The following is a 21,583-nucleotide window of genomic DNA, read 5'->3' as shown; positions in this document are numbered from 1 at the left end:
CGTGGCCGTCCCCGCACTCGCGCGCCAGGACGCCGACGACCCGGCGCCCCTCGAGCACGCTCCGTCCCCGCGCAGCTGGGGGCGCGCGTTCGGGGACATCCGCAAGGCCGTGGACCAGCGCGAGCTCTGGGGTCACCTCGGCTGGCAGGACATCAAGCAGCGCTACCGCCGCTCGGTGATCGGGCCGCTGTGGATCACCATCAGCATGGCGGTCACCGCCGCGGCGCTGGGCGGGCTGTACTCGCAGCTGTTCGGCCAGCCGATCGGCACGTTCATGCCGTACGTGACCGTCGGCTTCATGATCTGGTACTTCATCAGCGCCTGTGTGCTGGAGGGCACCGAGACCTTCATCGCCAACGAGGGCCTCATCCGGTTCCTGCCGGCGCCGCTGATGATCTACGTCTTCCGCACGGTGTGGCGCCAGATCCTCTTCTTCGCGCACAACGTCGTCGTCTACGTCATCGTGCTGGCGATCTTCTTCCGTCAGCTCGACCAGCCGTACACCATGGTCAACAACAACCCGTCCGCCATCGTCCACCCCGGCCTGAGCTGGTGGGCGCTGATGGCGATCCCGGCCTTCGTGCTGATCGTCGTCAACGGCCTCTGGGTGACGCTGCTGTTCGGGATCATCTCCGCGCGCTTCCGGGACATCCCGCCGGTGGTCGGCAGCTTCATGCAGCTGTTCTTCACCATGACGCCGATCATCTGGACGACCGACCTGCTGACCGGCGGTACGCCCGGCAGCCCGAAGGCGATCATCGAGTTCCTGGCGAAGCTGAACCCCTTCTACCACTTCATCGAGATCTTCCGGGCCCCGCTCGTGGGGCAGGTGCAGAGCTGGACGCACTGGGCGGTGGCCGGCGGGATCACCGTCATCGGGTGGTCGCTCGCGCTGGTCGCCCTGCGCAACTACCGCTCCCGCGTCGCCTACTGGGTGTGAGCAGCTGATGGTCAGCATCGAGGTCCGCGGGGCCAGCGTCGAGTTCCCGATCTTCGACGCCAAGAACAGGTCGCTCAAGAAGTCCGTCCTCGGCCGCGCCGGCGGGCGGATCAGCGACCAGAAGGTCCCCGTGGTGGAGGCCCTGCGCGACATCGACCTGACGCTCGGCGAGGGCGCCCGCGTCGGGCTCGTCGGGCACAACGGCGCCGGCAAGTCGACGCTGCTGCGCCTGCTCGCCGGCATCTACGAGCCCACGCGCGGGCGGGCGAGCATCCACGGGCGGGTGGCGCCGGTCTTCGACCTCGCGGTCGGCATGGACCCGGAGATCTCCGGCTACGAGAACATCCTCATCCGCGGGCTCTTCCTCGGGATGAGCCGCCGCGAGATGGGGCGCCGGGTCGACGAGATCGCCGAGTTCACCGAGCTCGGCGACTACCTGAACATGCCGCTGCGCACCTACTCGACGGGCATGCGGGTGCGGCTCGCGCTCGGCGTCGTCACCTCGATCGACCCGGAGATCCTCATCCTCGACGAGGGCATCGGCGCGGTCGACGCGGCGTTCCTCGAGAAGGCCCGCGATCGCCTGCGCGACCTCGTCGGACGCTCCGGGATGCTCGTCTTCGCCTCGCACTCCGACGAGTTCCTCGTCGAGCTCTGCGACACCGCGATCTGGATGGACGGCGGGGTCATCCGCGAGCAGGGCTCGCTGCGCGACGTCGTCAGCCACTACAAGGGCCGCGACGTGTTCGAGAACCTCAGCCAGGAGACGATCGAGCGCCTCGAGCGGGCGAGCGTGACCGGCGGATGAGCCCCGAGGGTCAGATCGACGGTCACATCGACGGGGAGACCGTGACGGCCGTCGTCGTCACCCGGCACCGCGCCGATCTGCTCGTCGACGGGCTCGCAGTGGTCGCGAAGCAGACCCGCCCGCCCGACCACCTGATCGTCGTCGACAACGGGCCCGACGAGGCGACCCGCGAGGTCGTCGAGAACTGCGGCCTGCCCGTCACCTACCTGCCGTCGCACCACAACCTCGGGGGCGCCGGCGGCTACGCGCTCGGCATGCTCACCGCGCTGGCGCGGGGCACCGACTGGCTCTGGCTGGCCGACGACGACGGCAGGCCCGTCGACGAGCACGTGCTGGCGACCCTGCTCGACGTCGCCCGCAGGCGCGGGCTGGCCGAGGTCTCCCCGGTGATCGCCGACATCGACGACCCCGACCGCCTGGCGTTCCCGCTGCGCCAGGGCCTGCACTGGATGCGGCGACGCAGCGAGCTCGCCGCGTACGGGGACGACGAGCTGCTGCCCGGCATCGCGCACCTGTTCAACGGGGCGCTCTTCCGCGCGAGCACCCTCGACGTCATCGGGGTGCCGGACCTGCGCCTGTTCGTCCGGGGGGACGAGGTCGAGGTCCACCGCCGGCTGGCCCGTTCCGGGCTCCCCTACGGCATCTGCCTCACCACCGCCTACGTCCACCCCGACGGCTCCGCCGAGTTCAAGCCGATGCTCGGCGGACGCCTGCACGCCCAGGATCCGGGCGACGCCACGAAGCGCTACTACACGTACCGCAACCGTGGCTATCTGCTCGCCCAGCCGGGTCTCCGCCGGTTCGGGGCGATCGAGCACCTGCGCTTCGCCTGGTACTTCCTGGTCTCCCGCCGGGATCCCGCCGCGCTGCGCGAGTGGCTGTCCCTGGTCCGTCTCGGACGCCGCGAGCGCTTCCTGCGTCGCTGACGTCCCTCTCGCCCCAGAGGTCACCCGATCGATGAGCCACAGCATGGTCCACCTCACGGTGCCCACCGGCGCCCGGACTAACCTCGCCGCGTGCTGACCTCGGAACAGGCCGTCAGCCCGGCGCGCCCGGGCAGCGGCGACTCCGAGACCCCGGACGGGAATCGTCCGACCCGGGGTCCGCGATGGCTCCGGTTCACGGCGGTCGGCCTCGGCCTGTTCGGCACGGTGCTGGCGCTGCTCTTCCCGTTCTTGCCCGTCGTGCAGGAGACCGCCACGATCTCGTGGCCGAGCGCGACCACCGGCACCCGACCGGTCGACGCCCCACTGGTGGCCTACCGGCCCGAGACGATGAGCGTCACGGTCCCCTGCCGGGCGATCCAGGACCTCGACGGCCGCACCGGCCCCGCGGCGAACGTCCTCTCGACCTACCCGCCGCTCTCGCCCGACGGCCCCTCGGTGGGCATGCGCCTCACCGTCGAGAACGGCCAGCTCGTCCTGAACGACCGCGGGCAGCAGATGGCCACCGCCGCGGTCCCGCCCGGCGACTGCACGGTGCGGATCGTCTCGGACGCCGGCTCCACGCTCGTCGATCTCGGCATCGGGCAGGAGATCCGGCTGCCGTTCGACGCCCGGCCCCAGGTCGTCGGTATCTACTCCGACCTCGACCAGGACCGTGACGACGTCGCGGGCGTCGCGGTGTCGATCACCCCGGACACCCGTTTCGAAACCAGCCCGACGACGCTGAAGATCCTCGCCGGGCTCCTGGCGGTGCTGGCCGCGGGCGGCGGCGTCTGGGCCCTGCACGCCCTCGACGTGCGCGCGGGACGGCGCGCGCCGCGCCTGGCGCCCAAGCGCTGGTGGTGGCCGACGAGCCGCGACGCCGTCGTCACCGTCGTGCTCGCGGTGTGGGCGGTGATCGGCAGTCAGACCTCCGACGACGGCTACATCCTGGGCATCGCCCGGGCGCGGGAGTCGGCGGGCTACATCGGCAACTACTACCGCTGGTTCAACGTCCCCGAGGCGCCGTTCGGCTGGTTCTACGAGCTCTACGCGCTGTGGATCCGCCTCGGCGACTCGATCCTGTGGATGCGGCTGCCGTCGCTGATCATGGGGATCGCGTCCTGGATCCTCATCAGCCGCGAGATGCTGCCGCGTCTCGGCCAGCAGGTCCGGCGGTCGAAGGCCGCGGCGTGGGCGGCCGCGGGCGTGTTCCTCGCCTTCTGGCTGCCCTACAACAACGGGCTGCGCCCCGAGCCGGTCGTGGTGATCGCCGCCCTGCTCGCCTTCTGCGCCGTCGAGCGCGGCGTCGCGACCCGCCGCCTGGCGCCGGTGGCGCTCGGGCTGCTCGCCGCGGCGTTCGCGGTGGCGGCGACGCCGACGGGGCTCATCGCCGTCGCGCCGTTCCTCGCCGCGGCCCGCCCGCTGTGGCGCCTGGTGATCGAGCGGGTCCGCTTCGGCGGCTGGCTGCCGGTGCTCGCACCGATCTCGGCGGCGGGGCTGCTCGTGCTCGTCCCGATCTACTCCGACCAGACCTGGGCCGCGGTCTGGGAGGCGACGCGCCTGCGCACGCTGCTCGGGCCGAACTGGACGTGGTTCCAGGAGGTCGTGCGCTACCAGTCGCTGTTCGGGACGGCGGCCGACGGCTCGCTCGCACGCCGGTTCCCCGTGCTGCTGCTGATCCTCGGGATCGTCGTCTGCATGGTGGTGCTGCTGCGCCGCGACAAGATCGCCGGCGCCGCGCTCGGGCCGTCCCAGCGGCTCATCGGCTCGTCGGTGATCGCGTTCGCCGTGCTCGCGCTGACCCCGACGAAGTGGACCCACCACTTCGGCGCCTTCGCCGCGCTCGGCGCCGGGATCGCCGCGCTGACGGCGCTGGCGACGTCGTCGGACGTGCTGCGTTCGCGCCGCAACCGCCTGCTCTTCCTCGCTGCCCTGTTCGCGATCCTGGCGCTGGCGTTCACCGGCCCGAACACCTGGTGGTACACGAACAACTGGGGCGTGCCGTTCAACGGTGGCCCGCCCTTCTGGGACGGCTGGCCGTTCGGCTACGGCCTCGTCGAGCCGTGGCCGGTCTACTCACTGTGCCTCGCGGTGTCGGTGATCCTGCTGGCCGCCGCCGGGATCGAGCACGTGCGCGGCGTGCCGCGTCCCCCGGAGGACGAGGACGCCAAGCCCTCGGCCGCCTCGGCCGCCGTCGGCGCGGTGCTGGCCCCGCCGAAGGACGCCTTCGACAAGCTGCGGGCGACCCGCGGCGGGTCGAGCGTCGAGCGGCGCGCCCGGGCCCTGCGCATCGGCTCGGCGCCGATCGCGCTGGTGTGCGCCGGGCTCCTCGTGTTCGAGATGATCTCGATGACCGACGGGATCGAGGCGCAGGCCGGCAGCTTCTCGCTCGGCGGCGACGTGCTCGACCACCCCTTCGGCGACAGCTGCGGCCTCGCCGACCGGGTCCGCGTCGAGGGCTCGACGGCCGCCGGTGTCCTGCCGACCGCGCCCGCGCCGACCGGGATCACCGCCGCCCCGGGCGTGCTGCCGACCGTCGCCCCGGCCACGCCGACCCCGACGCCCGCGCCCACCGAGGGAGCCGGCTCGGGCTCCTCGGCCGGCGAGGGCGCGGGCGGCACCGACGGCGGCGGGACGACGACCACGACGCCGCCGACGACGTCCACGGCGCCCGGGGCGGCCACGCCCGGCCAGACGACCCCGGCACCGCTGCCCGCGAACACCGTGCCGGCGTCCGCTCCGGACGCGCAGCTCGTCGACCCCCAGCCCGGCAACAGCGGGTTCACCGCCGCCGGCGCGACCCCGCCGGTCGGCGGCGGCACCGGCGTCTCGGGCTACGAGTACTCGCTGCGCAACGGCCTCGCCGACCAGGCGATCGGCTCCTACGACGCAGCCGGCACGGGTACCGGCGTCCTGCGCACCGACTGGTACTCGCTCGACGACGAGCTCCGCGCGGGCACCACCCCGCTCGTCCTGTCCGTCGCCGGGCGGCTCAACGGCGGCAACTTCCTGACGATCCAGTTCGCCGACCGCCTGCCCGACGGGCGCGTGCGCGTCCTCGGCCAGCAGCCGGTCGACGACGGCCGCTTCGGCGAGCCGGGGTGGCGCGAGATCCGGCTCAACCTCGCCGGCGGCCCCGGGGCCCAGGCCGACGAGGTGCGGCTGATCGCGCAGGACCGGGCGCTCGGTCCCGACGGGTGGCTCGCGATCGCGCCGATGCGCGGGCCCCAGCTCGTGCCGCTGACCCAGATCCTCGGGCCGGAGAACCCGGGCTACCTGGAGTGGCCCGTGCAGTTCGCGAGCCCGTGCCTGCGGCCGTTCGAGGTGCGCGACGGCATCGCCGAGGTCGCCGGCTACCGCCTCATCGCCGACGCGAGCCAGTTGCGTCCGGGTGGCGTCAACTGGTCGTCGTCCAACGCGGGCGGGCCGCTGGGGTGGATCGAGATCCTCGAACGCCGCACCGAGCTGCCGACCTACCTCGAGGGCCAGCCCCAGCGCGACTGGGGCATCGTCGAGCGCCTCGACCCGTACACCCCGAACGCCGCCGCGCCCGTCGTCACCCGTGGCGAACGGACGATCTCGGGGACCTTCACCCCCGGCCCCATCGGCGACCCGCCGCCGGGGACGCCGTCGCCGGAGCGCTGAGCGGGGCCCGGGCTTCCGCAGCGAACGCGCGGTTCGCTGCTTCTATGCGCGCGAAGTCCCCGTTCGCGTCACCGGTTCGTCGGCGAGGGGCACGTTCGGCAGACATCGACCCCTCCCGATCATGCGAAGGGTGCCCCTCACGGGACGGCCTCGCTCGAGCGGCGCCGGTCGACCGCGAACGGGGAGTTCGTACGCCTAGAAGCAGCGAACAGCGCGTTCGCTGCGACCGGGAGGACCTCAGTCGCGGAAGATCACGGTGCGCATGACGATGAAGTTGATCGTCGTCGCGCACGCCTGGGCGATGAACCAGGACAGGAAGCCGGCGAGGACGCCCGGGTCGACCGAGGGCGCGCCCATGACGTAGAGGACGAGGCTGGCGACGCCGACGTTGACCGCGAAGGTCGAGCCGTAGAGCACCACGAACCCGAGGAACTTCCCCGCGCCGCCGGAGGACGAGGCGAAGGTGAAACGGCGGTTGAGCAGGTAGGCCGTCGTGGTGCCGAGGATGAACGACACCGCCTTGGCCAGCGGCGCCCAGACGCCGAGGGCGAGGAGCCCCGCGTAGACGCCGAGGTCGACGCCGGCGGCAACGGCGCCGATCAGCACGAATCGCACGAGCTGCGCCTTGAGCCCCAGAGGGGCCGGGCGCTCGCCGGTCTCGGCCGCGGTCATGGTTCGAGGGTACGAGGCAGCGCCGGACACCACGGAGCGGGCCCGCCGGGTCAGCCGTTGTCGGCCTGCTCCTGCAGCTGCTTCTCGACGGCCGGGCGGTCGCGGTGCCCGCGCTCGTGCTCGAGGGCCTGATGCGCGGTGGACGGGTCGAGGGAGCGCCTCCTCGACGGCCGTCATCTCGTCGAGGTGGTGCTCGTGGCCGCCGTCGTGGCGCTCCCCTGTCCGACTTGATCTCCGCCTCGAGGCGCTCGCGCAGTTCCGGGTGCGTGCCGTCCTTCCCGTAGGCGCCGCCCTCGGTCGTGGCGGCGGGTACCCGCCGATCGACCCGGGAGCGCGACCTCGTCGGGGTGCAGCGGGAGCGCGTCGATATCGTCGCAACCCATGGCCGTGGTGGCAGCGCAGGAGAGCCGGCCGGGCCCGGCTCCCGACGCCCCCGGCGACGAGTCCGGTCCCGGGCGTCGTGGCGGCTCGCGCGCGGCCGGCTGGTGGCTCGCGGCCCTCGCGGCGCTCACCGTCGTGCTCGGGCTCGCGATCCCGCTGGCCCCGGTGATCGCGGACGACCCCGTCGTCACCTGGCCGAAGGCCGGCACCCCGGCGGCGTCGACGAGCCTGCCGCTGACGCCCTACCGCCCGCTGAGCATGACCGCCGACGTGCCGTGCGCGGCGCTGCGCCCCGGCGGGGACGCGCTGCGCACCCAGCCGGAGTCCGCCGGCACGCCCGGACGGGGGCTGACGGCCGGTACGAGCGGCGGCCGCGTCGTCATCACGAGCTCGGGCGCCACGGTGCTCGACGAGCTGCTCCCGCTGGGCGACTGCACCTATCGGATCGTCGCCGACCAGGCAGGCACGCGGGTGGAGCGCGACGGGCAGCTGCTCGTCGACCGGCCCGGCGCGCTCGTGCCGCAGGTCGCCGAGCTCGCCACGGAAGCACCCGGGACGCCGGGCCTCGCCGCGACCGTGCACACCGACGACCGCTACTCCTCGTTCCCGAGCACCCTCAAGCTCGTCCTGCTCGTGCTCCACGCGCTCGCGCTGGCGGCGACGCTGTGGATGGCGGTACGGCGGTGGCGCGGCCGCGGGCCCGGCCTGGAACGACCACGGTTCCACCCGGCGGACGCCGTCGTCCTGCTCGTCTCCGCGGCCTGGGTGGTGCTCGGGCCGCTGCAGAACGACGACTCCTGGTACACGGCGATGGCCCGGGCCGCGACGCCGACGGGCTACATCGGCAACCAGATCTACATGTTCAACACGACGGAGAACCCGTTCGTGCTGTCGCAGTACCTCATGGCGCTCTGGGGCCACCTCGGCGTGGCGATCGGGCTGCCGGGCTGGGGTCTGCTGTGGATGCGCCTGCTGCCGCTGCTGCTGGGGCTCGTGACGTGGTGGCTGCTGCGGACCCTGCTGGTCACCCTGCTCGGCCGCTCCGGACGTCTGCCCGGAGTCGCCTGGGCGCTGCTGCTCGCGCACCTCGCCTGGTGGCTGCCGTACGGGATGGCGCTGCGGCCGGAGGTCGTCATCGTCCCGCTGTCCGCGGGCGTGCTCGTGCTCGCCGAGCTCGCGCGCCGGCGCCAGGCCGTCGGTCCCCTGATCCCGGCGACGGCCCTCGCCGCGCTCGCGGTGAGCGTCTCGCCGTCCGGGCTGGTGGCCGCCGCGCCCGTGGTCGTCGCGCTGCCGTGGTTGTGGCGCTGGCTCGTGGCCCGCGGCTGGCGCTCGCGGCTCGGCGCCGCGGGAGCAGTGATCGCCGCCGGCACCATCGCGATCCCGATCGGCTTCGGCGACGCCACCCTGGGCGACGTCATCGAGGCCACCGACGTCCACAGCTGGTACTACCTGACCTTCCCCTGGTACGAGGAGTGGGCCCACTACCGGACGATGATCGAGACCGGGACGTGGGGACGCCGGCTGCCGGTGCTGCTCACGGTGGTGCTCCTGGTCGTCGTGTCGATCGGCAGCGGACGCGGCCCGGCCGGCGGGCGCCTGCGCGACGCCACCCTCGCCGCCGCCGTGACCACCGCCGTCGCGCTGGGCCTGCTGGCGCTCGGCCCGACGAAGTGGGTCAACCACTTCGGGGCGGTCGCGGCACCGGCCACCGTGCTGCTCGCGCTGACGCTGCTGCACTCGCCCCTGCCCCGCCGCGCCGGCGCGCTCGTGACCGGGGCGTCCGTGCTGCTCATCAGCGGGGCGACCGTGCTCGGGTTCGCCGGGCCGAACACCTGGAAGCCCTACAGCGACCGCGGCCAGCCCTTCGGCGACCACCTCGACACCGAGATCTCGATGCTCGACCTCGAGCAGTTCGCCCCGCACTGGGGCCAGTTCTACCTGCGCGACGTCTGGTGGTGGCTGCTCGTCGCGGCGGTCGCCTCCGGCTGGCTGTGGTGGCGGCGCCGCGCGAAGAAGCGCACGTACGGTGTGACCCCCGAGCGCGCGGTGCTCGTCACCGCCACGGCGGTCCTGGTCGGGCTGCTGATCGCGGTGATGGTGCTCGCGCCCGTGTGGCAGGGCGCGGGATGGAGCGTCGCCGGCAGCCAGATGCAGGCGCTGACGGGACGCGGGTGCGGCCTGGGCGAGGCGGCCACGGTGATGGCCCGGACCCGCGAGGACGTCGGAGCACCCACCACCCCGGACGCCCGCACCGGGGACTTCGCCCTCGCCGCGGACGACCCGTCGCCGGTCCCGGCGCCCAACCCCGGGCCGGTGTGGCACGACCAGGTCGAGCTCGTGCCCGGCGCCGACCCCACCACCCCGCCGCCCGGGGTCACCGGCCTCGGCACGCTGACCACCGGCTGGTTCCCGCTGCCCGCCACCGACCCGATCGACCCCGAGGCGCCCACCCATCTCGTCGTCCCCGTCGCGGGCAACGACCCCGACCGCCAGCGGGTCGTCGTCCAGTTCGGCTCGGGCGACCCGAGCGCGCCGGTCGAGGCCGAGTCCGTGGTGGCGACGCCGGTCGGCGGGTTCACCGCCCGCCAGTGGCAGGAGATCCCGGTGCAGCTCCCGGGCAGCCGGCCGAACGCGGCGCGGGTGGTGGTCGAGGACCGCGTCGCCGGGCCGGAGAGCGCGCTCGCGGTCGCGTCGCCGCACCTGGCCCGCATGCAGCCGGTCGGCAATCTCGTGGACGCCGCCGCCCGGCCGGACCCGGACGTGGTCGCCGGCGGGGCGTTCGCCGACCAGCTCTCGGTGGTGCTCTGGCCCTGCGTCGACCAGGTCTCGGTGCAGGACGGCATCGCCCCGACCCCGACCCTGCGTCTGAACGCCGCCGAGAACACCCCCGAGTTCATCCTCACCAACCCGACCTACGAGTCGTGGGGCGGGACGATGGTGCAGTCGGAGCGGACGTGGGCGACCGTGCGCCCGTTCTCCGCGGTCCCCGACGGCGGGGTGCCCGCGCTGCCGTGGGGCACCGTCGAGCGGATCGTCTACGACCACCCGACCGACGGCTACGACCTCCGCGTCGACCAGGTCTCCCGCGGCGGCCTCGAGCGGTTCGCGACGCTGGCGTCCGAGGAGTACTCGGGACGTGAGTACCTCGGCTGAGATGTCCCCGCCCCGGCTCGTCAGGCAGGGTCCCGGGCTCCTCCTGGCCTCGGCTGTGCTCACAGTGCTGTGCGCGATCGCGTTCCCGCTCGCGCCGGTGACGCAGCCCGTCGTGACGTTCACGTGGCCGCAGGCGCCGGCGCAGACCGCGGTCGCCCTGCCGCTCATGCCCTACCAGCCGGTGGCGCTGGACGCCTCGGTGAGCTGCGACGCGCTCGCGGCCACGCCGCCCGGGGCGACGACGCTGGCCACGACCCCACCGGGCACGCCGTCCACGCCCGTCGGCGGGCTGACCGTCCGTCCGGTGCCGGGCGGCGTGCTGGTGACGAGCAACGGCGAGGCCCTCGCCGCCGTGGCCCTGCCGCGCGGCCCGTGCACGCTGACCGTCGCGTCGACGCCGTCGGCCACCACCGTCCTCCTCGACGGACGGGTCGTCGCGCAGCGCGAGGGCGACGTCCGTCCCGTCGTGGCCGCGGTGGTCACCGGGGCGCCGGGCACCGACGGCCTGTCCCTGTCGCTGCGCACCGACACGCGCTTCCAGACCACCCCGGGCGTGCTGAAGTACCTGCTCGGGCTGGGGGTGCTGGTGGGGCTCGCCGGGATGGTCGCCGGCGCGTGGCGACGTGACGGGCGGTCGTTCGCCCGTCCCCGCCGGCCGCGGCTGCGGCCAGTCGACGCGGTGGTGGCCCTCGGGCTCGCCGGGTGGGCGGTGGTGGGTCCCGCGACGGTCGACGACGGCTACATCGCGGGCATCCTGCGGGCGCGCGACTCCAGCGGCTTCACCGGCAACGTCTACCGCTGGCTCAACGCGCCCGAGGCGCCGTTCAGCTGGTTCTACGAGCTCACGCGGGCCTGGGCGGAGCTGGCGCCCGGCGCGCCGTCGGTGCTGTGGCTGCGCGTCCCCGCGACCGTGCTCGGCCTGCTGATCTGGGTCCTGCTGCGTCGCCACGCCCTGCCGCGCCTCGGTCCGGCCCTGCGCCGGCCGGGGGCGACGTGGGTCGCCGCGGCGGCGTTCGCCGTGTGGTGGCTGCCGTTCGGGCTCTCGCTGCGTCCCGAGCCGTGGCTCGCGCTGGGCGTGCTGGCCGTGTGGGTGTGCGTGGAGCGGGCCGTCGCCACGCGGGCGCTCCTGCCGCTGCTCGGGGCCGGGGTGGTCGCCGGGTTCACCGTGGCGCTGACGCCGGGTGCGTTGCTGGGCCTGGCACCGCTGCTCGTGGCGCTGCCCGCGCTGGCCCGGGCGGGCCTCGGCGCGCGGGAGGATGGACCCGCACGCTCGTCGTCGTCGCCGGGCTCGCCGTCGCCGTGCTGCCGATGGCCGCCGACCAGTCGCTCGCGGGGCTGCTCGAGGCCACGCGGGTGCGCCAGCTCGTCGGGGGCGGCCAGCCGTGGTGGCAGGAGCTGTCGCGCTACTCGTCGCTCCTCGAGCCGGGCAACGTGCAGGGCGGGATCGGGGCGCGGCTCGCGGTGCTGCTGACCCTGCTCGCGCTGGCCGCCGTCGCGTGGGCGCTGCTCGCGGCCCGGGTGCGCGCCGGGGTCGCGGTCGGCCCGGCACGGCGGCTGCTCGCCGTCACGGCGCTCGGGCCGGTGACCCTGATCGTCAGCCCGACGAAGTGGACGCTGCACTTCGGCGAGCTCGCGGGCGTCGGCACGGCGGTGCTCACGCTGTTCGTGGTGCTCTGGTCGCCGCGGCTCGTGGCGTCGGTCGCGCGGCTGCGCGGGCCCGCCCTCGTCGTCGTGCTGGGCGGGCTCGGGCTCGTGACGACGCTCGTGCTCATCGGCTACAACCAGTGGGCCTGGGCCTCGGCGTGGGGCGTGTTCTGGAACGACATCCCGCCGCAGATCGCCCGCGTGGCGCTGGGCGACGTCGCGCTGCCGGTGACGATCGTCGGCGCGCTGGTGCTCGGCGTGCTCGTGGCCGTGCGCGGGCGGGCGCCCCGCCGGCTGGCCGGGGTGCTGGCGCCGGGGACGGTGGCGCTCGTCCTCGTGGTCGCGGTGATCGCGCTGGAGGGCGGCTCGTTCCTCAAGGTCACCGCCGACCGGCGCGGGACGTTCAGCTACGGCTCGGACTCCGTCGCGGCCCTGCGCGGCGACCCCTGCGGGCTGGCCTCGGACCTCGCCGTGGAGACCGATCCCCGGGCGGGCGTGCTGGTCCCCGGTCCGCGCTCGATCGACGAAGCGGATTTCCTGGCACCCAGTGCAAGCGAGGACGCAGGGCTTGCACCGGGTGCGCGGTTCGTGCCCACCGGCCCGCAGACGCCGGCCGCGGTGCCGCTCGCGATCGGGGGCACGGAGCTGCCGGGGTGGGCGGCGCCGGTGACGTCGCCGGACGAGGGCCCGGCGCAGCTGCGATCGGACTGGTTCGTGCTGCCGCCCGAGGCGCGCGAGCGGCGCGCGCCGGTGGTCGTCACCGCGAGCGGGTCGGTGTCGGCGGGCTCGGTGGAGCTCGAGTTCGCGGCGTCGCCGGGCGAGGTCCCGATCACCGAGACCCCGGGCGGCCCGATGAGCGGCGTCGCCCGCGGGACCTCCGGGCGCTCGCCCCCGAGGGCACGACGCTGGTCCGCGTGCGGGCGACGAGTGCGGCGCGGGACGCCGAGGACGCCCGGACCGCGACGCCCGTCGGACGCACGCCGGACCTCCCGGTCGCCGTCAGCCTGCCCCGCGTGCCGCGCACGGTGCCGTTCGACGACGTCGTCCCGCCGGGCAGCACCGCGCTCGTCGACTGGCCCGTCGCCTTCGCCTTCGGGTGCCTCACCCCGCCGCCGCTCACCGGGGGGACGGCGGGCATCCCACCGTGGCGCGTGACCCCGCCCGGCCTCGCCGACACCGGCGAGATCGAGGTCGCTCCGACCACCGGCGGCCCGTTCCTCACCCCGCGCCTGCTGGTCGAGGAGATCCGCCTGCCGGTGTACCTCGACGGCGACCCGACCCGCGACGCCGTCGGCCTCGCGCGCTGGGTGCCGCGCCTGCCCCTCGGGGCCCTGTCGCCGCAGGTGGGCGAGGAGACCGTCGCCGGCTGGACCCGGACGGGACGCGCGGGAATCCCCGTCCTGGACACCCCCTAGACTCGCGCGGGATGCCTCGCTCCGTGAAGACGCTCGCCGGGTGGGCGCGCACCGCCCCGAGTCGGGCCACCGTGCTCTCCGGCGACGAGATCGCCTCCACCGAGGCACTGGCGGAGGCGATCGCCGGAGCCGGGCAGCGAGGGGTCATCGCCCGCGGCCTCGGGCGTTCCTACGGCGACACCGCGCAGAACGCCGGCGGCCTCGTCCTCGACATGACCGCCCGCGACCGGATCCACTCCGTCGACGCGGAGACGGGGCTGGTCGACCTCGACGCCGGCGTCTCGCTCGATCGCCTCATGCGCGTCGCCCTGCCCTTCGGGCTCTGGGTGCCGGTGCTGCCGGGCACCCGCCAGGTCACCATCGGCGGGGCGATCGCCAACGACATCCACGGCAAGAACCACCACTCGGCGGGCAGCTTCGGTCAGCACGTCGTGTCGATGGACCTGCTTACGGGCACCGGCGAGGTCCGCCGCCTCGAGCCGGACGGCGTGGAGTCCGAGCTGTTCTGGGCCACCGTCGGCGGCATCGGCCTGACCGGCGTGATCCTGCGCGCGACGGTCCGGATGACCAAGACCGAGACCGCCTACTTCGTCGCCGACACCGAGCGCACCGCGGACCTCGACGAGACGATCGAGCGCTTCTCCGACGGCTCGGACGAGGCCTACGACTACTCGTCGGCGTGGTTCGACTCGATCTCCACGGGGTCGAAGCTGGGGCGCGCGGCCCTCGGACGGGGCTCGCTCGCGCGGCTCGACGAGCTGCCCGCGAAGCTCCGCAGCGACCCCCTCAAGTTCGACGCACCGACGCTCGCGAACCTGCCCGACGTCTTCCCGAACGGCCTGGCCAACAAGCTGACGTTCTCGGCGATCGGCGAGCTGTACTACCGCAAGACGAAGAACAAGCGGGGCCAGATCCAGAACCTCACGGCCTTCTACCACCCCCTCGACCTGTTCGGGGACTGGAACCGGGCGTACGGGTCCAAGGGCTTCCTGCAGTACCAGTTCATCGTCCCGCTGGACGCCGAGGCCGAGTTCCGGGCGATCGTGCGGGACATCGCCGAGTCCGGCCACGTCTCGTTCCTCAACGTCTTCAAGAAGTTCGGCGAGGGCAACCGCGCGCCGCTGTCCTTCCCCATGCCGGGGTGGAACATCTGCGTCGACTTCCCGATCGTCGACGGGCTCGGCGCCTTCTGCCGCTCCCTCGACGAGCGCGTGCTGGCCATGGGCGGTCGTCTCTACACCGCCAAGGACTCGCGCACCGATCCCGACACCTTCGCCGCCATGTACCCGCGGCTGGAGGAGTGGCGCAAGGTCCGCGACGCCGCCGACCCCGACGGGGTGTTCGCCTCGGACATGTCGCGCCGCCTCCGCCTCACCTCCTGAGGAGAACCATGATCGACGCTGTCGGCCACCCCTCGTCGCTGCTGCTGCTCGGCGGCACCTCGGAGATCGGCCTCGCCACGGCCGAGAAGTACCTCGAGGGCGGCCCGGTGCGCGTGGTGCTGGCCGGGCGCCAGTCGCCGCGGCTCGCCGACGCCGCTGCCCGTCTCACGCGCGCCGGCGCGACGGTCGAGACCGTCGAGTTCGACGCCCGCGACGCGGCCGTGCACACCGAGGCCGTCCGCAAGGCCTTCGCCGGCGGCGACATCGACGTCGCGATCGTGGCGTTCGGGCTGCTCGGCGACCAGGAGAAGGCCTGGCAGGACATCGACGTCGCCGTCGAGCTCGCCGAGGTCAACTACGTCGCCGCCGTGTCCGTCGGTGTGGCGCTGGCCGCCGAGTTCCGCCGCCAGGGCCACGGCCACGTCGTCGCACTGTCCTCGGTGGCCGGCGAGCGCGCCCGCCGCTCCAACTTCGTCTACGGCTCGACGAAGGCCGGGCTCGACGCCTTCTACACCGGGCTCACCGAGGCCCTGCGCGGCGACGGCATCGGCGTCACGGTCGTCCGCCCCGGCTTCGTGCACACGAAGATGACCGAGGGCCTGTCGCCCGCGCCGCTCTCGACCACCCCGGAGAAGGTCGCCGACGTCATCGTCTCGGCGGTGTCGTCGGGCAAGGAGCAGGTCTGGGCGCCCGCCCCGCTGCGCGCGGTCATGACCGTCCTGCGCCACATCCCGCGCCCGATCTTCCGCCGCCTGCCCGTGTAGTCCGGGTCGCGATGGGATCGCGTCCGCACCCGGGAGGGCCTCGTCCTCACCGAGGCGGCACCCGCGGGACCCGCGCGACCGCCGAGCGAGGAGCGCGGGCTCAGGCCGCGCGCAGGGACGTGGTCGTCGGGTCCGCGATGGCGGTGACCGCGGTGACCGCTGCCGGCCGGACGGCGTGGCTGCCCCCACGCCGCCCGACCGTCCGTCCACCGGAGTGCGGGGTGGCCTCCGGTCGACGGACCTCCGCGACGTCGCGGCGCGCGCTACCCCGGCGCCGCGACGGGTCCTTGTCCCGCATCCACGCCTGCGCGGGCTCCTCCACCCACCGGTAGGCGAGGTGCGCGAGCAGCACCGACACCACCGCGAGGTGGGGCACCAGCAGGGCGGCCGCCGCCGTGTCCGGGGCGAGCGCGGGGATGCGCGTCATGGCGACGAGCGCCATCTCGATCAGCGGGAAGTGCACGAGGTACAGGGCGTAGGAGATGCGCCCGCCGTGCCGCAGACGCGGAGTGCCCAGGACGCGGGCGACCGGTCCGTCGGTGAGCGCCAGCGCGCCGAGCAGCACCGGCAGCATCGGCACGGCGAGGAAGACGCGGGCGTCGGCGCTGACGGCGGCGGTCGCCGGCGCGGTGGCGGCCCAGTAGACGACCAGGGCGATCTCGGCGAACGCGACCACCAGCACGCGGTGCGCCCAGCGCGAGACCCTCTGAGTGCGCGGCACCCGGCGCACCACCAGCCAGGTCAGCACGCCCGCGGTGAAGCCGGCGACGAGGCGCACCGCCCAGAAGCCCTCGAACGCCCCGTGCAGCGCGCCCTGCACGGCGAAGACGGCCGTCGGCATCGCCGCGAGCACGGCCAGCACCGCGAGCACCGGGCGCGGCCAGCCCCGCACGAACCAGGCGGCGGCGGCCAGGAGCGGGAACGCCAGGTAGGCGGCCCACTCCGCGCTGATCGACCACGCCGGCAGGACGAAGGACACGCCGTCGATGCCCGGCGAGTCCCACATCTGCGTCATCGTGAGCTGACGGAGCCAGCTCAGGGGGTCCAGGCCGGGCTGGGCGCCCTGCCACGTGACGACGCCGTCGCTCCCCAGGACGGCGCGCGCCGCGCACCACAGCCCGACCAGGACCACCACGACCGCGTAGAGCGGCCACACCCGGGCGAGTCGCGCCCAGACGAAGCCCAGCGCCTGCCGCGGCCCCGGCGCACCACGCCAGCGGTCGAGGTAGGAGCGGGCGAGGAGAAAGCCCGAGAGGGCGAAGAACAGGTCCACCCCGAGCGGACCCGCCGCGAGCAGCGGGGCGACCGGCCCGAACCACGCGGCATAGCCGGTGACGGGCAGGAAGCTCAGGTGGTGGACGAGCACCCACACCGCGGCGACCGCGCGCAGTCCGGTCAGCGCCGGGATCTCGACGGTGGCCGGCCGACCCACCGGGGCCGTCGGGCGGGGCGACGTTCCGCCCCGCGGCGCCGGGATGTCGTGGTCCTGCCCCACCACCGTCCGCATCGCGCCTCCCCGACGTCCACCGGCGGGATCGGCGTCCGCCGACCCTCGACCTGGTTAACGGCTCCGAGTGGCCGCTACCTGATACTCCGATCGGTGGATCGGGGTGGCGCGCCATTCGACCGGGGATCACAGGCGGTCATCGCGGTCGCTCAGCGTCACCGTGGCTCGAACGGAGCAGTCACGGCCGTGCGGTGGTGACACCGGGTCGAGGGTGTGTCGTCGAGGCCCGAGCGGCGACCGGGTCGGACCCGTTGCGCGGGGACCCTCCGTACCTGGCGGAGGTGCCACCGGCCCCGAGATCACCGGGGCCCTCGGCCCGCGCCAGCCCTACCCGCAGCCCTACCCCGACCACCGCTCGTTCTCGTACCGGGCGGGCCAGGAGGACCGGGCTGCCAGAACCTGTCCGGTCGTAGGAACTGGCGGCTCCGTGTGTTTCGCGGTTGCCAGTGTTGTGCAACAGTGTCGCCATGACCTTGGCGATCGCGCCGCCCGTCGTCCGCGCCGCGCGTCCCGAGGATCTCCCCGCGGTGGCGCGGCACATGCGCGGCATGCTCGAGCGCGAGCTCGGCGGTTACGACCCGCGCCTGCACGCCGACATCGACGACCTCGCCGGCACGTACCTCGGAGCGCGGGGGACGCACCTGCTGGTCTGCCACGCCGAGGGACCCGACGGGCCCGTCGTCGCCGGCACCGCGTCCGTGCGCGCCGGGGGCCCGAAGCCGCAGTTCACGCCGACGTGGCTCGCGCGCCGCTACGAGGGCCGGTGCGTCGGCCAGATCTGCCGGGTCTGGGTCGACCCCGGGCACCGCCGCCTGGGCGTGGGCCGGATGCTCGCGACCGGGGCCGCGCGGTGGGCGCTCGGCGCGGGCTACGACCCGGTCTGCCTGCACACCAACGCGTCGATCCCGGGGGCGCTGGCGTTCTGGTCGAACTTCCCCGGCGCGGTGCTGGTGCACGACGCGCGTCCCGACCCCTGGTCGACGGTGCACTTCGAGATCGACCCGGTGGCGTTCACGGCCGCCGGGGACCTCGCGGCCTGAGCAGGGCCGGACTCAGCACGGCTCGGGCTCAGCGGTCCTGCTGGGGGATGCGCCCGCCGGCGCCACCCGCGTCGTCACGGCCGTCCCTGCCATCGCGGCCGTCACCCGGGACCGGGCGGGCCTGGGCCTTGAGCAGGTCACGGATCTCGATGAGCAGCTCGACGTCGGAGGGGTCGGCCGGGCCCTCCTCCTCGCCGCGACGCCGCCGCTCCTCGACCACCTTCAGCGGCATGACCACGAGGAAATAGATGACGGCAGCCGTGAGGACGAACGTGATGAGCGCGTTGATGAAGCTCGCGTAGTCGAACACGACGCCCGAGACCACGAAGGAACCGGCGAACTCACCCCCACCGGAGAACACCTGGATCAGGGGCTTGAGGAAAGCGCTGGTGAACGCTGTCACCACGGCGGTGAATGCGGCGCCCACGACGACCGCCACCGCGAGATCGACCACGTTCCCGCGGAGCAGGAAATCCTTGAATCCCTTGAGCACGTCTCTCCTCCGGCGTACGGATCGCTATTCCGTGCCGAAGGATAGGGGCACCGGTCGAGCCGCGGAGAACCCGGCGCGAGACCCTCCCCCGACGGGCGGTCTCGCACCGGGTCCTCGGCCCGGACCACTCGTCCGGAGAGGGGACCTGTCCCGTCCCCGAGTGGGTCCGTGCGATCACACGGACCGAGCGCCCCCTCGGGACCGGGAGGCCGGATCGACCGGCCCGAGGGAGCGCTCGTTCCGCGGGGTGCACCGTCGATACGGGGTCGACGGGCACGTGTGGAGATCTAGTTCTCGGCGTCCACGGCGTTGGCGCAGCTCTTGCTGATGCCCGCCTCCTGCTCGCTGCCCTTCTCCACCGAGCTGAGGATCGGGACGGTGCCGGCGACGTCCTGGACCGGGACCTGCACCCCGAGGACGTTGACCGGGACGTTGTTGCCGCAGACGTTGGTCGGCACGATCGTCTGGACATCGCTGATGTTGACCACGCCGTGCTGCTCGGTGGCGTGGTCGTGGTGCTCCTCACCGGCGAAGGCGGCACCGGTGGTGCAGGCCAGGCCGGTGCCGATCAGAGCGGTGGCGGTCAGGGAGCGACGCAGTAGCTTCACAGCAGGGTTCTCCTCGGGTGAGGTCGTCGACCCCGCTCGGCGGGATCGTGGGGGAGCAGAGCGGCCGACCGTGGGAAGGCAGGTCGGGCCTGCTCTCCCGTCACCGAGCCGCGGGGTGTTGCCAGGAGCGAGGGAGTCCTGCTCAGTCGTTGTCGGCGGCGACGTCGTTGTCGCAGCTCTTCGCGACACCGGCGGCCTGCTCGCTGCCGTGCTCGGCCGGGCTGAGGACCGGGATGGTGCCGGCCACGTCCTGGACGGGGACCTGGACGCCGAGCACGTTGACCGGGACGTCGTTGTTGCACACGTTCGTCGGGACGATCGTCTGAACATCGTCGACGTTCGCGAATCCCTCCTGGCCGCCCTCGTGCGCGAAAGCGGCGCCGGTCGTGCTGGCCAGTCCCGCACCGATGAGCGTGGTCGCCAGCACGGACTTACGGAGAATCCCCACAGTGATGTCCTTTCGAATGGTCCTTCCCGTGCCAGGGCGGCGACGGGAAGCCTTCACCGGCGGCACCGGAATGCCGCGCGGCGGACATTAGTGGTTGACGTCCGAGCAGTTCGGGCACGGAGGATCTCGCGAGTCGGTCACCCGCTCGTGATCGTCCGGACCCTGACGAGGTGATCGGCATGCAGGCTTCCGTACTCGTCACGGACGGGGGGTGATCATCCTGGACCGGTGATCCACGACGGAGTGCACGCCGGTCCCCGCGAAGATCACGAAGGGTGCGGGGTTGCTCTGTTCGAGCGAACGCCGAACGGCTCGTCGACCGCGGTGGGTGGCAGGTGTCGCGGTTGCCCACGCCCATTCGGACCGCTCACCCGCCCATCCGGAGCAAGCGCAGACGGGTCCCTTGTCGCTACCGTTCGCCCGTGTCGTCCTCGACCACGCCGTCCGCGTCGACCGTCCGCATCGGGCGCCCCCTCGCGGCCTGGGCCACCTGGGACTGGGGCTCCGCCGCCTTCAACCACGTCGTCACCACGTTCGTCTTCACCGTCTACCTGACGAGCTCGGTCGCCGCCGACGAGGCGGGCGGCTCGGCGGCGCTCGCCACCGCGATCACGGTGTCCGGCATCCTCGTCGCGCTCGTGGCCCCGGTGTACGGCCAGCGCAGCGACGCGGCGGGGGCCGAGACCGGACGGCAGCGCAGGCTCGGGTGGCTCACCGCGGTGATCGTGGTGTGCACGGCGCTCATGGCGTTCGTCGCGCCGGAGCCCTCGTACCTGTGGTGGGGGCTGCTGATGCTCGGCATCGGCACGTTCGCCTACGAGCTCGCACAGGTCGAGTACAACGCGATGATCTACCGCCTCGCGCCCCCGGGACGCACCGGTCGGGTCTCCGGTATCGGCTGGGCCGCGGGCTACGTGGGCGGCATCGTGCTCCTGCTGCTCTGCTTCGTCCTGTTCCTCTCCGACTCGCCTGTGATCGCCTTCGAGGGCGAGGGGACGGCCGTGCGGGTGGTGGTCGTCCTCGCCGCGATCTGGTTCGCGCTGGCGACCATCCCGGTGCTGCGGATGCACTTCCCGTTCCCCGCGCCGCCCGGGGACACCGAGGCCGCGGTCGGCTGGGCAGCGTCGTACCGGCTGTTGTTCCGCCGTCTGGCGCGCCTGTACCGCGACGACCGCAACCTGCTGGGCTTCCTCGTCTCCAGCGCGATCTACCGCGACGGCCTCACCGCGGTCTTCACCTTCGGCGGCGTGCTCGCGTCGGGCACCTTCGGGCTGACCCCGGGCGACGTCATCATCTTCGCGATCGTGGCCAACGTGGTGTCGGCGGTCGGCGCGATCGTCGGCGGATGGCTGGACGACCGTGTCGGACCGAAGATCGTCATCATGGTATGCCTGGCGGCCCTGGTCGTGACGGCCGGCGGCATGCTGTTCGCGTCCGGGCCCACCGCCTTCTGGATCGGCGGGACGTTCCTGTCGCTGTTCGTCGGGCCGGCACAGGCGTGCTCGCGGAGCTACCTCGTGCGCCTCGTCCCGCCGGGGCGCGAGGGCGAGCTGTTCGGCCTGTACGCCACGACGGGACGCGCCGTGAGCTTCCTGGCGCCGGCGCTGTTCGCCCTGTTCATCACGCTGTTCGGGGCGCAGCGCTGGGGGATCCTCGGGATCGGGATCGTGCTCCTGCTCGGGCTCGCGACCCTGATCCCCGTCCGGGCGGTCGCCGGCAGCGCGGCGGCCGGCGAGGAGGCCGTCCGCACGTGATGC

The 21,583-nt window shown here is 73.7% G+C and carries 15 protein-coding genes and 2 pseudogenes; 12 read left to right on the top strand and 5 right to left on the bottom strand.

The window, feature by feature from the left end:
* Nucleotide 1: 1 nt before the first annotated feature.
* From wzm to ACQPYN_RS01330, 4 genes are all read left to right on the top strand, one after another.
* Nucleotides 2-940, top strand: a complete 939-nt coding sequence (wzm, locus tag ACQPYN_RS01345) for a galactan export ABC transporter permease subunit Wzm/RfbD (RefSeq protein WP_433032404.1) — start codon at nt 2-4, stop codon at nt 938-940.
* 7 nt (nt 941-947) lie between these two features.
* Nucleotides 948-1,748: a galactan export ABC transporter ATP-binding subunit Wzt/RfbE gene (gene wzt / locus ACQPYN_RS01340; protein ID WP_433032401.1), complete on the top strand. Its 801-nt coding sequence runs from the start codon at nt 948-950 to the stop codon at nt 1,746-1,748.
* Nucleotides 1,745-2,674 (top strand): galactofuranosyltransferase GlfT1, encoded by a 930-nt coding sequence (gene glfT1, locus ACQPYN_RS01335; protein ID WP_433032398.1) that lies wholly within the window; start codon nt 1,745-1,747, stop codon nt 2,672-2,674. The genes wzt and glfT1 overlap by 4 nt, the downstream gene beginning before the upstream one ends.
* A gap of 90 nt (nt 2,675-2,764) precedes the next feature.
* Nucleotides 2,765-6,319, top strand: coding sequence for an arabinosyltransferase domain-containing protein (locus tag ACQPYN_RS01330; protein ID WP_433032395.1), 3,555 nt, complete (start codon nt 2,765-2,767; stop codon nt 6,317-6,319).
* A gap of 237 nt (nt 6,320-6,556) precedes the next feature.
* Here the strand turns inward: ACQPYN_RS01330 and ACQPYN_RS01325 are convergent, their stop codons facing one another.
* Entirely contained in the window at nt 6,557-6,991 is a 435-nt protein-coding gene (locus tag ACQPYN_RS01325) for a GtrA family protein (RefSeq protein ID WP_433032392.1), read from the bottom strand.
* Nucleotides 6,992-7,372: 381 nt separating this feature from the next.
* Here ACQPYN_RS01325 and ACQPYN_RS01320 point away from each other — a divergent pair, with 381 nt between their 5' ends.
* From ACQPYN_RS01320 to ACQPYN_RS01295, 6 genes and pseudogenes are all read left to right on the top strand, one after another.
* Complete coding sequence (locus ACQPYN_RS01320; protein WP_433032389.1) at nt 7,373-10,525, top strand: arabinosyltransferase domain-containing protein; 3,153 nt, start codon at nt 7,373-7,375, stop codon at nt 10,523-10,525.
* A 1-nt stretch (nt 10,526) separates the two neighbouring features.
* Nucleotides 10,527-11,750: pseudogene (locus tag ACQPYN_RS01315) on the top strand (arabinosyltransferase domain-containing protein); the annotation flags it as partial.
* Between the two features lie 83 nt (nt 11,751-11,833).
* Nucleotides 11,834-12,697 (top strand): annotated as a pseudogene (locus ACQPYN_RS01310) (arabinosyltransferase domain-containing protein); the annotation flags it as partial.
* Between the two features lie 125 nt (nt 12,698-12,822).
* Nucleotides 12,823-13,584: an arabinosyltransferase C-terminal domain-containing protein gene (locus ACQPYN_RS01305; RefSeq protein WP_433038657.1), complete on the top strand. Its 762-nt coding sequence runs from the start codon at nt 12,823-12,825 to the stop codon at nt 13,582-13,584.
* Between the two features lie 11 nt (nt 13,585-13,595).
* Nucleotides 13,596-14,966, top strand: a complete 1,371-nt coding sequence (locus ACQPYN_RS01300) for an FAD-binding protein (RefSeq protein ID WP_433032386.1) — start codon at nt 13,596-13,598, stop codon at nt 14,964-14,966.
* 8 nt (nt 14,967-14,974) lie between these two features.
* The gene (locus tag ACQPYN_RS01295; protein ID WP_433032383.1) at nt 14,975-15,730 is read left to right on the top strand and encodes a decaprenylphospho-beta-D-erythro-pentofuranosid-2-ulose 2-reductase; all 756 of its coding nucleotides are present in this window, start codon (nt 14,975-14,977) and stop codon (nt 15,728-15,730) included.
* A 100-nt stretch (nt 15,731-15,830) separates the two neighbouring features.
* On the opposite strand, the gene ACQPYN_RS01290 is transcribed toward ACQPYN_RS01295, so the two are convergent.
* The gene (locus tag ACQPYN_RS01290; protein WP_433032380.1) at nt 15,831-17,237 is read right to left on the bottom strand and encodes an acyltransferase family protein; all 1,407 of its coding nucleotides are present in this window, start codon (nt 17,235-17,237) and stop codon (nt 15,831-15,833) included.
* A gap of 467 nt (nt 17,238-17,704) precedes the next feature.
* Here ACQPYN_RS01290 and ACQPYN_RS01285 point away from each other — a divergent pair, with 467 nt between their 5' ends.
* Nucleotides 17,705-18,277: a GNAT family N-acetyltransferase gene (locus ACQPYN_RS01285; protein WP_433032377.1), complete on the top strand. Its 573-nt coding sequence runs from the start codon at nt 17,705-17,707 to the stop codon at nt 18,275-18,277.
* Between the two features lie 28 nt (nt 18,278-18,305).
* On the opposite strand, the gene mscL is transcribed toward ACQPYN_RS01285, so the two are convergent.
* From mscL to ACQPYN_RS01270, 3 genes are all read right to left on the bottom strand, one after another.
* Entirely contained in the window at nt 18,306-18,770 is a 465-nt protein-coding gene (gene mscL, locus ACQPYN_RS01280; protein ID WP_433032375.1) for a large conductance mechanosensitive channel protein MscL, read from the bottom strand.
* A gap of 287 nt (nt 18,771-19,057) precedes the next feature.
* The gene (locus ACQPYN_RS01275) at nt 19,058-19,378 is read right to left on the bottom strand and encodes a hypothetical protein (RefSeq protein WP_433032372.1); all 321 of its coding nucleotides are present in this window, start codon (nt 19,376-19,378) and stop codon (nt 19,058-19,060) included.
* Nucleotides 19,379-19,520: 142 nt separating this feature from the next.
* Nucleotides 19,521-19,826 (bottom strand): hypothetical protein, encoded by a 306-nt coding sequence (locus ACQPYN_RS01270; RefSeq protein ID WP_433032369.1) that lies wholly within the window; start codon nt 19,824-19,826, stop codon nt 19,521-19,523.
* A gap of 422 nt (nt 19,827-20,248) precedes the next feature.
* Here ACQPYN_RS01270 and ACQPYN_RS01265 point away from each other — a divergent pair, with 422 nt between their 5' ends.
* Entirely contained in the window at nt 20,249-21,580 is a 1,332-nt protein-coding gene (locus ACQPYN_RS01265) for an MFS transporter (protein WP_433032366.1), read from the top strand.
* Nucleotides 21,581-21,583 lie beyond the last annotated feature (3 nt).

Source organism: Actinomycetospora sp. CA-053990 (assembly GCF_050948445.1).
GTDB classification, from domain to species: Bacteria; Actinomycetota; Actinomycetes; order Mycobacteriales; family Pseudonocardiaceae; genus Actinomycetospora; species Actinomycetospora callitridis.
Note: the sequence above shows the minus strand (reverse complement) of the source record. Positions and strands in the feature narration are given on the sequence as shown.

Coding starts and splice junctions, on each gene's coding strand:
- wzt (WP_433032401.1), top strand. CDS start 948: ATGGTCAGCATCGAGGTCCGCGGGGCCAGCGTCGAGTTCCCGATCTTC.
- glfT1 (WP_433032398.1), top strand. CDS start 1,745: ATGAGCCCCGAGGGTCAGATCGACGGTCACATCGACGGGGAGACCGTG.
- ACQPYN_RS01325 (WP_433032392.1), bottom strand. CDS start 6,991: ATGACCGCGGCCGAGACCGGCGAGCGCCCGGCCCCTCTGGGGCTCAAG.
- ACQPYN_RS01320 (WP_433032389.1), top strand. CDS start 7,373: ATGGCCGTGGTGGCAGCGCAGGAGAGCCGGCCGGGCCCGGCTCCCGAC.
- ACQPYN_RS01300 (WP_433032386.1), top strand. CDS start 13,596: ATGCCTCGCTCCGTGAAGACGCTCGCCGGGTGGGCGCGCACCGCCCCG.
- ACQPYN_RS01295 (WP_433032383.1), top strand. CDS start 14,975: ATGATCGACGCTGTCGGCCACCCCTCGTCGCTGCTGCTGCTCGGCGGC.
- ACQPYN_RS01290 (WP_433032380.1), bottom strand. CDS start 17,237: ATGCGGACGGTGGTGGGGCAGGACCACGACATCCCGGCGCCGCGGGGC.
- ACQPYN_RS01285 (WP_433032377.1), top strand. CDS start 17,705: ATGACCTTGGCGATCGCGCCGCCCGTCGTCCGCGCCGCGCGTCCCGAG.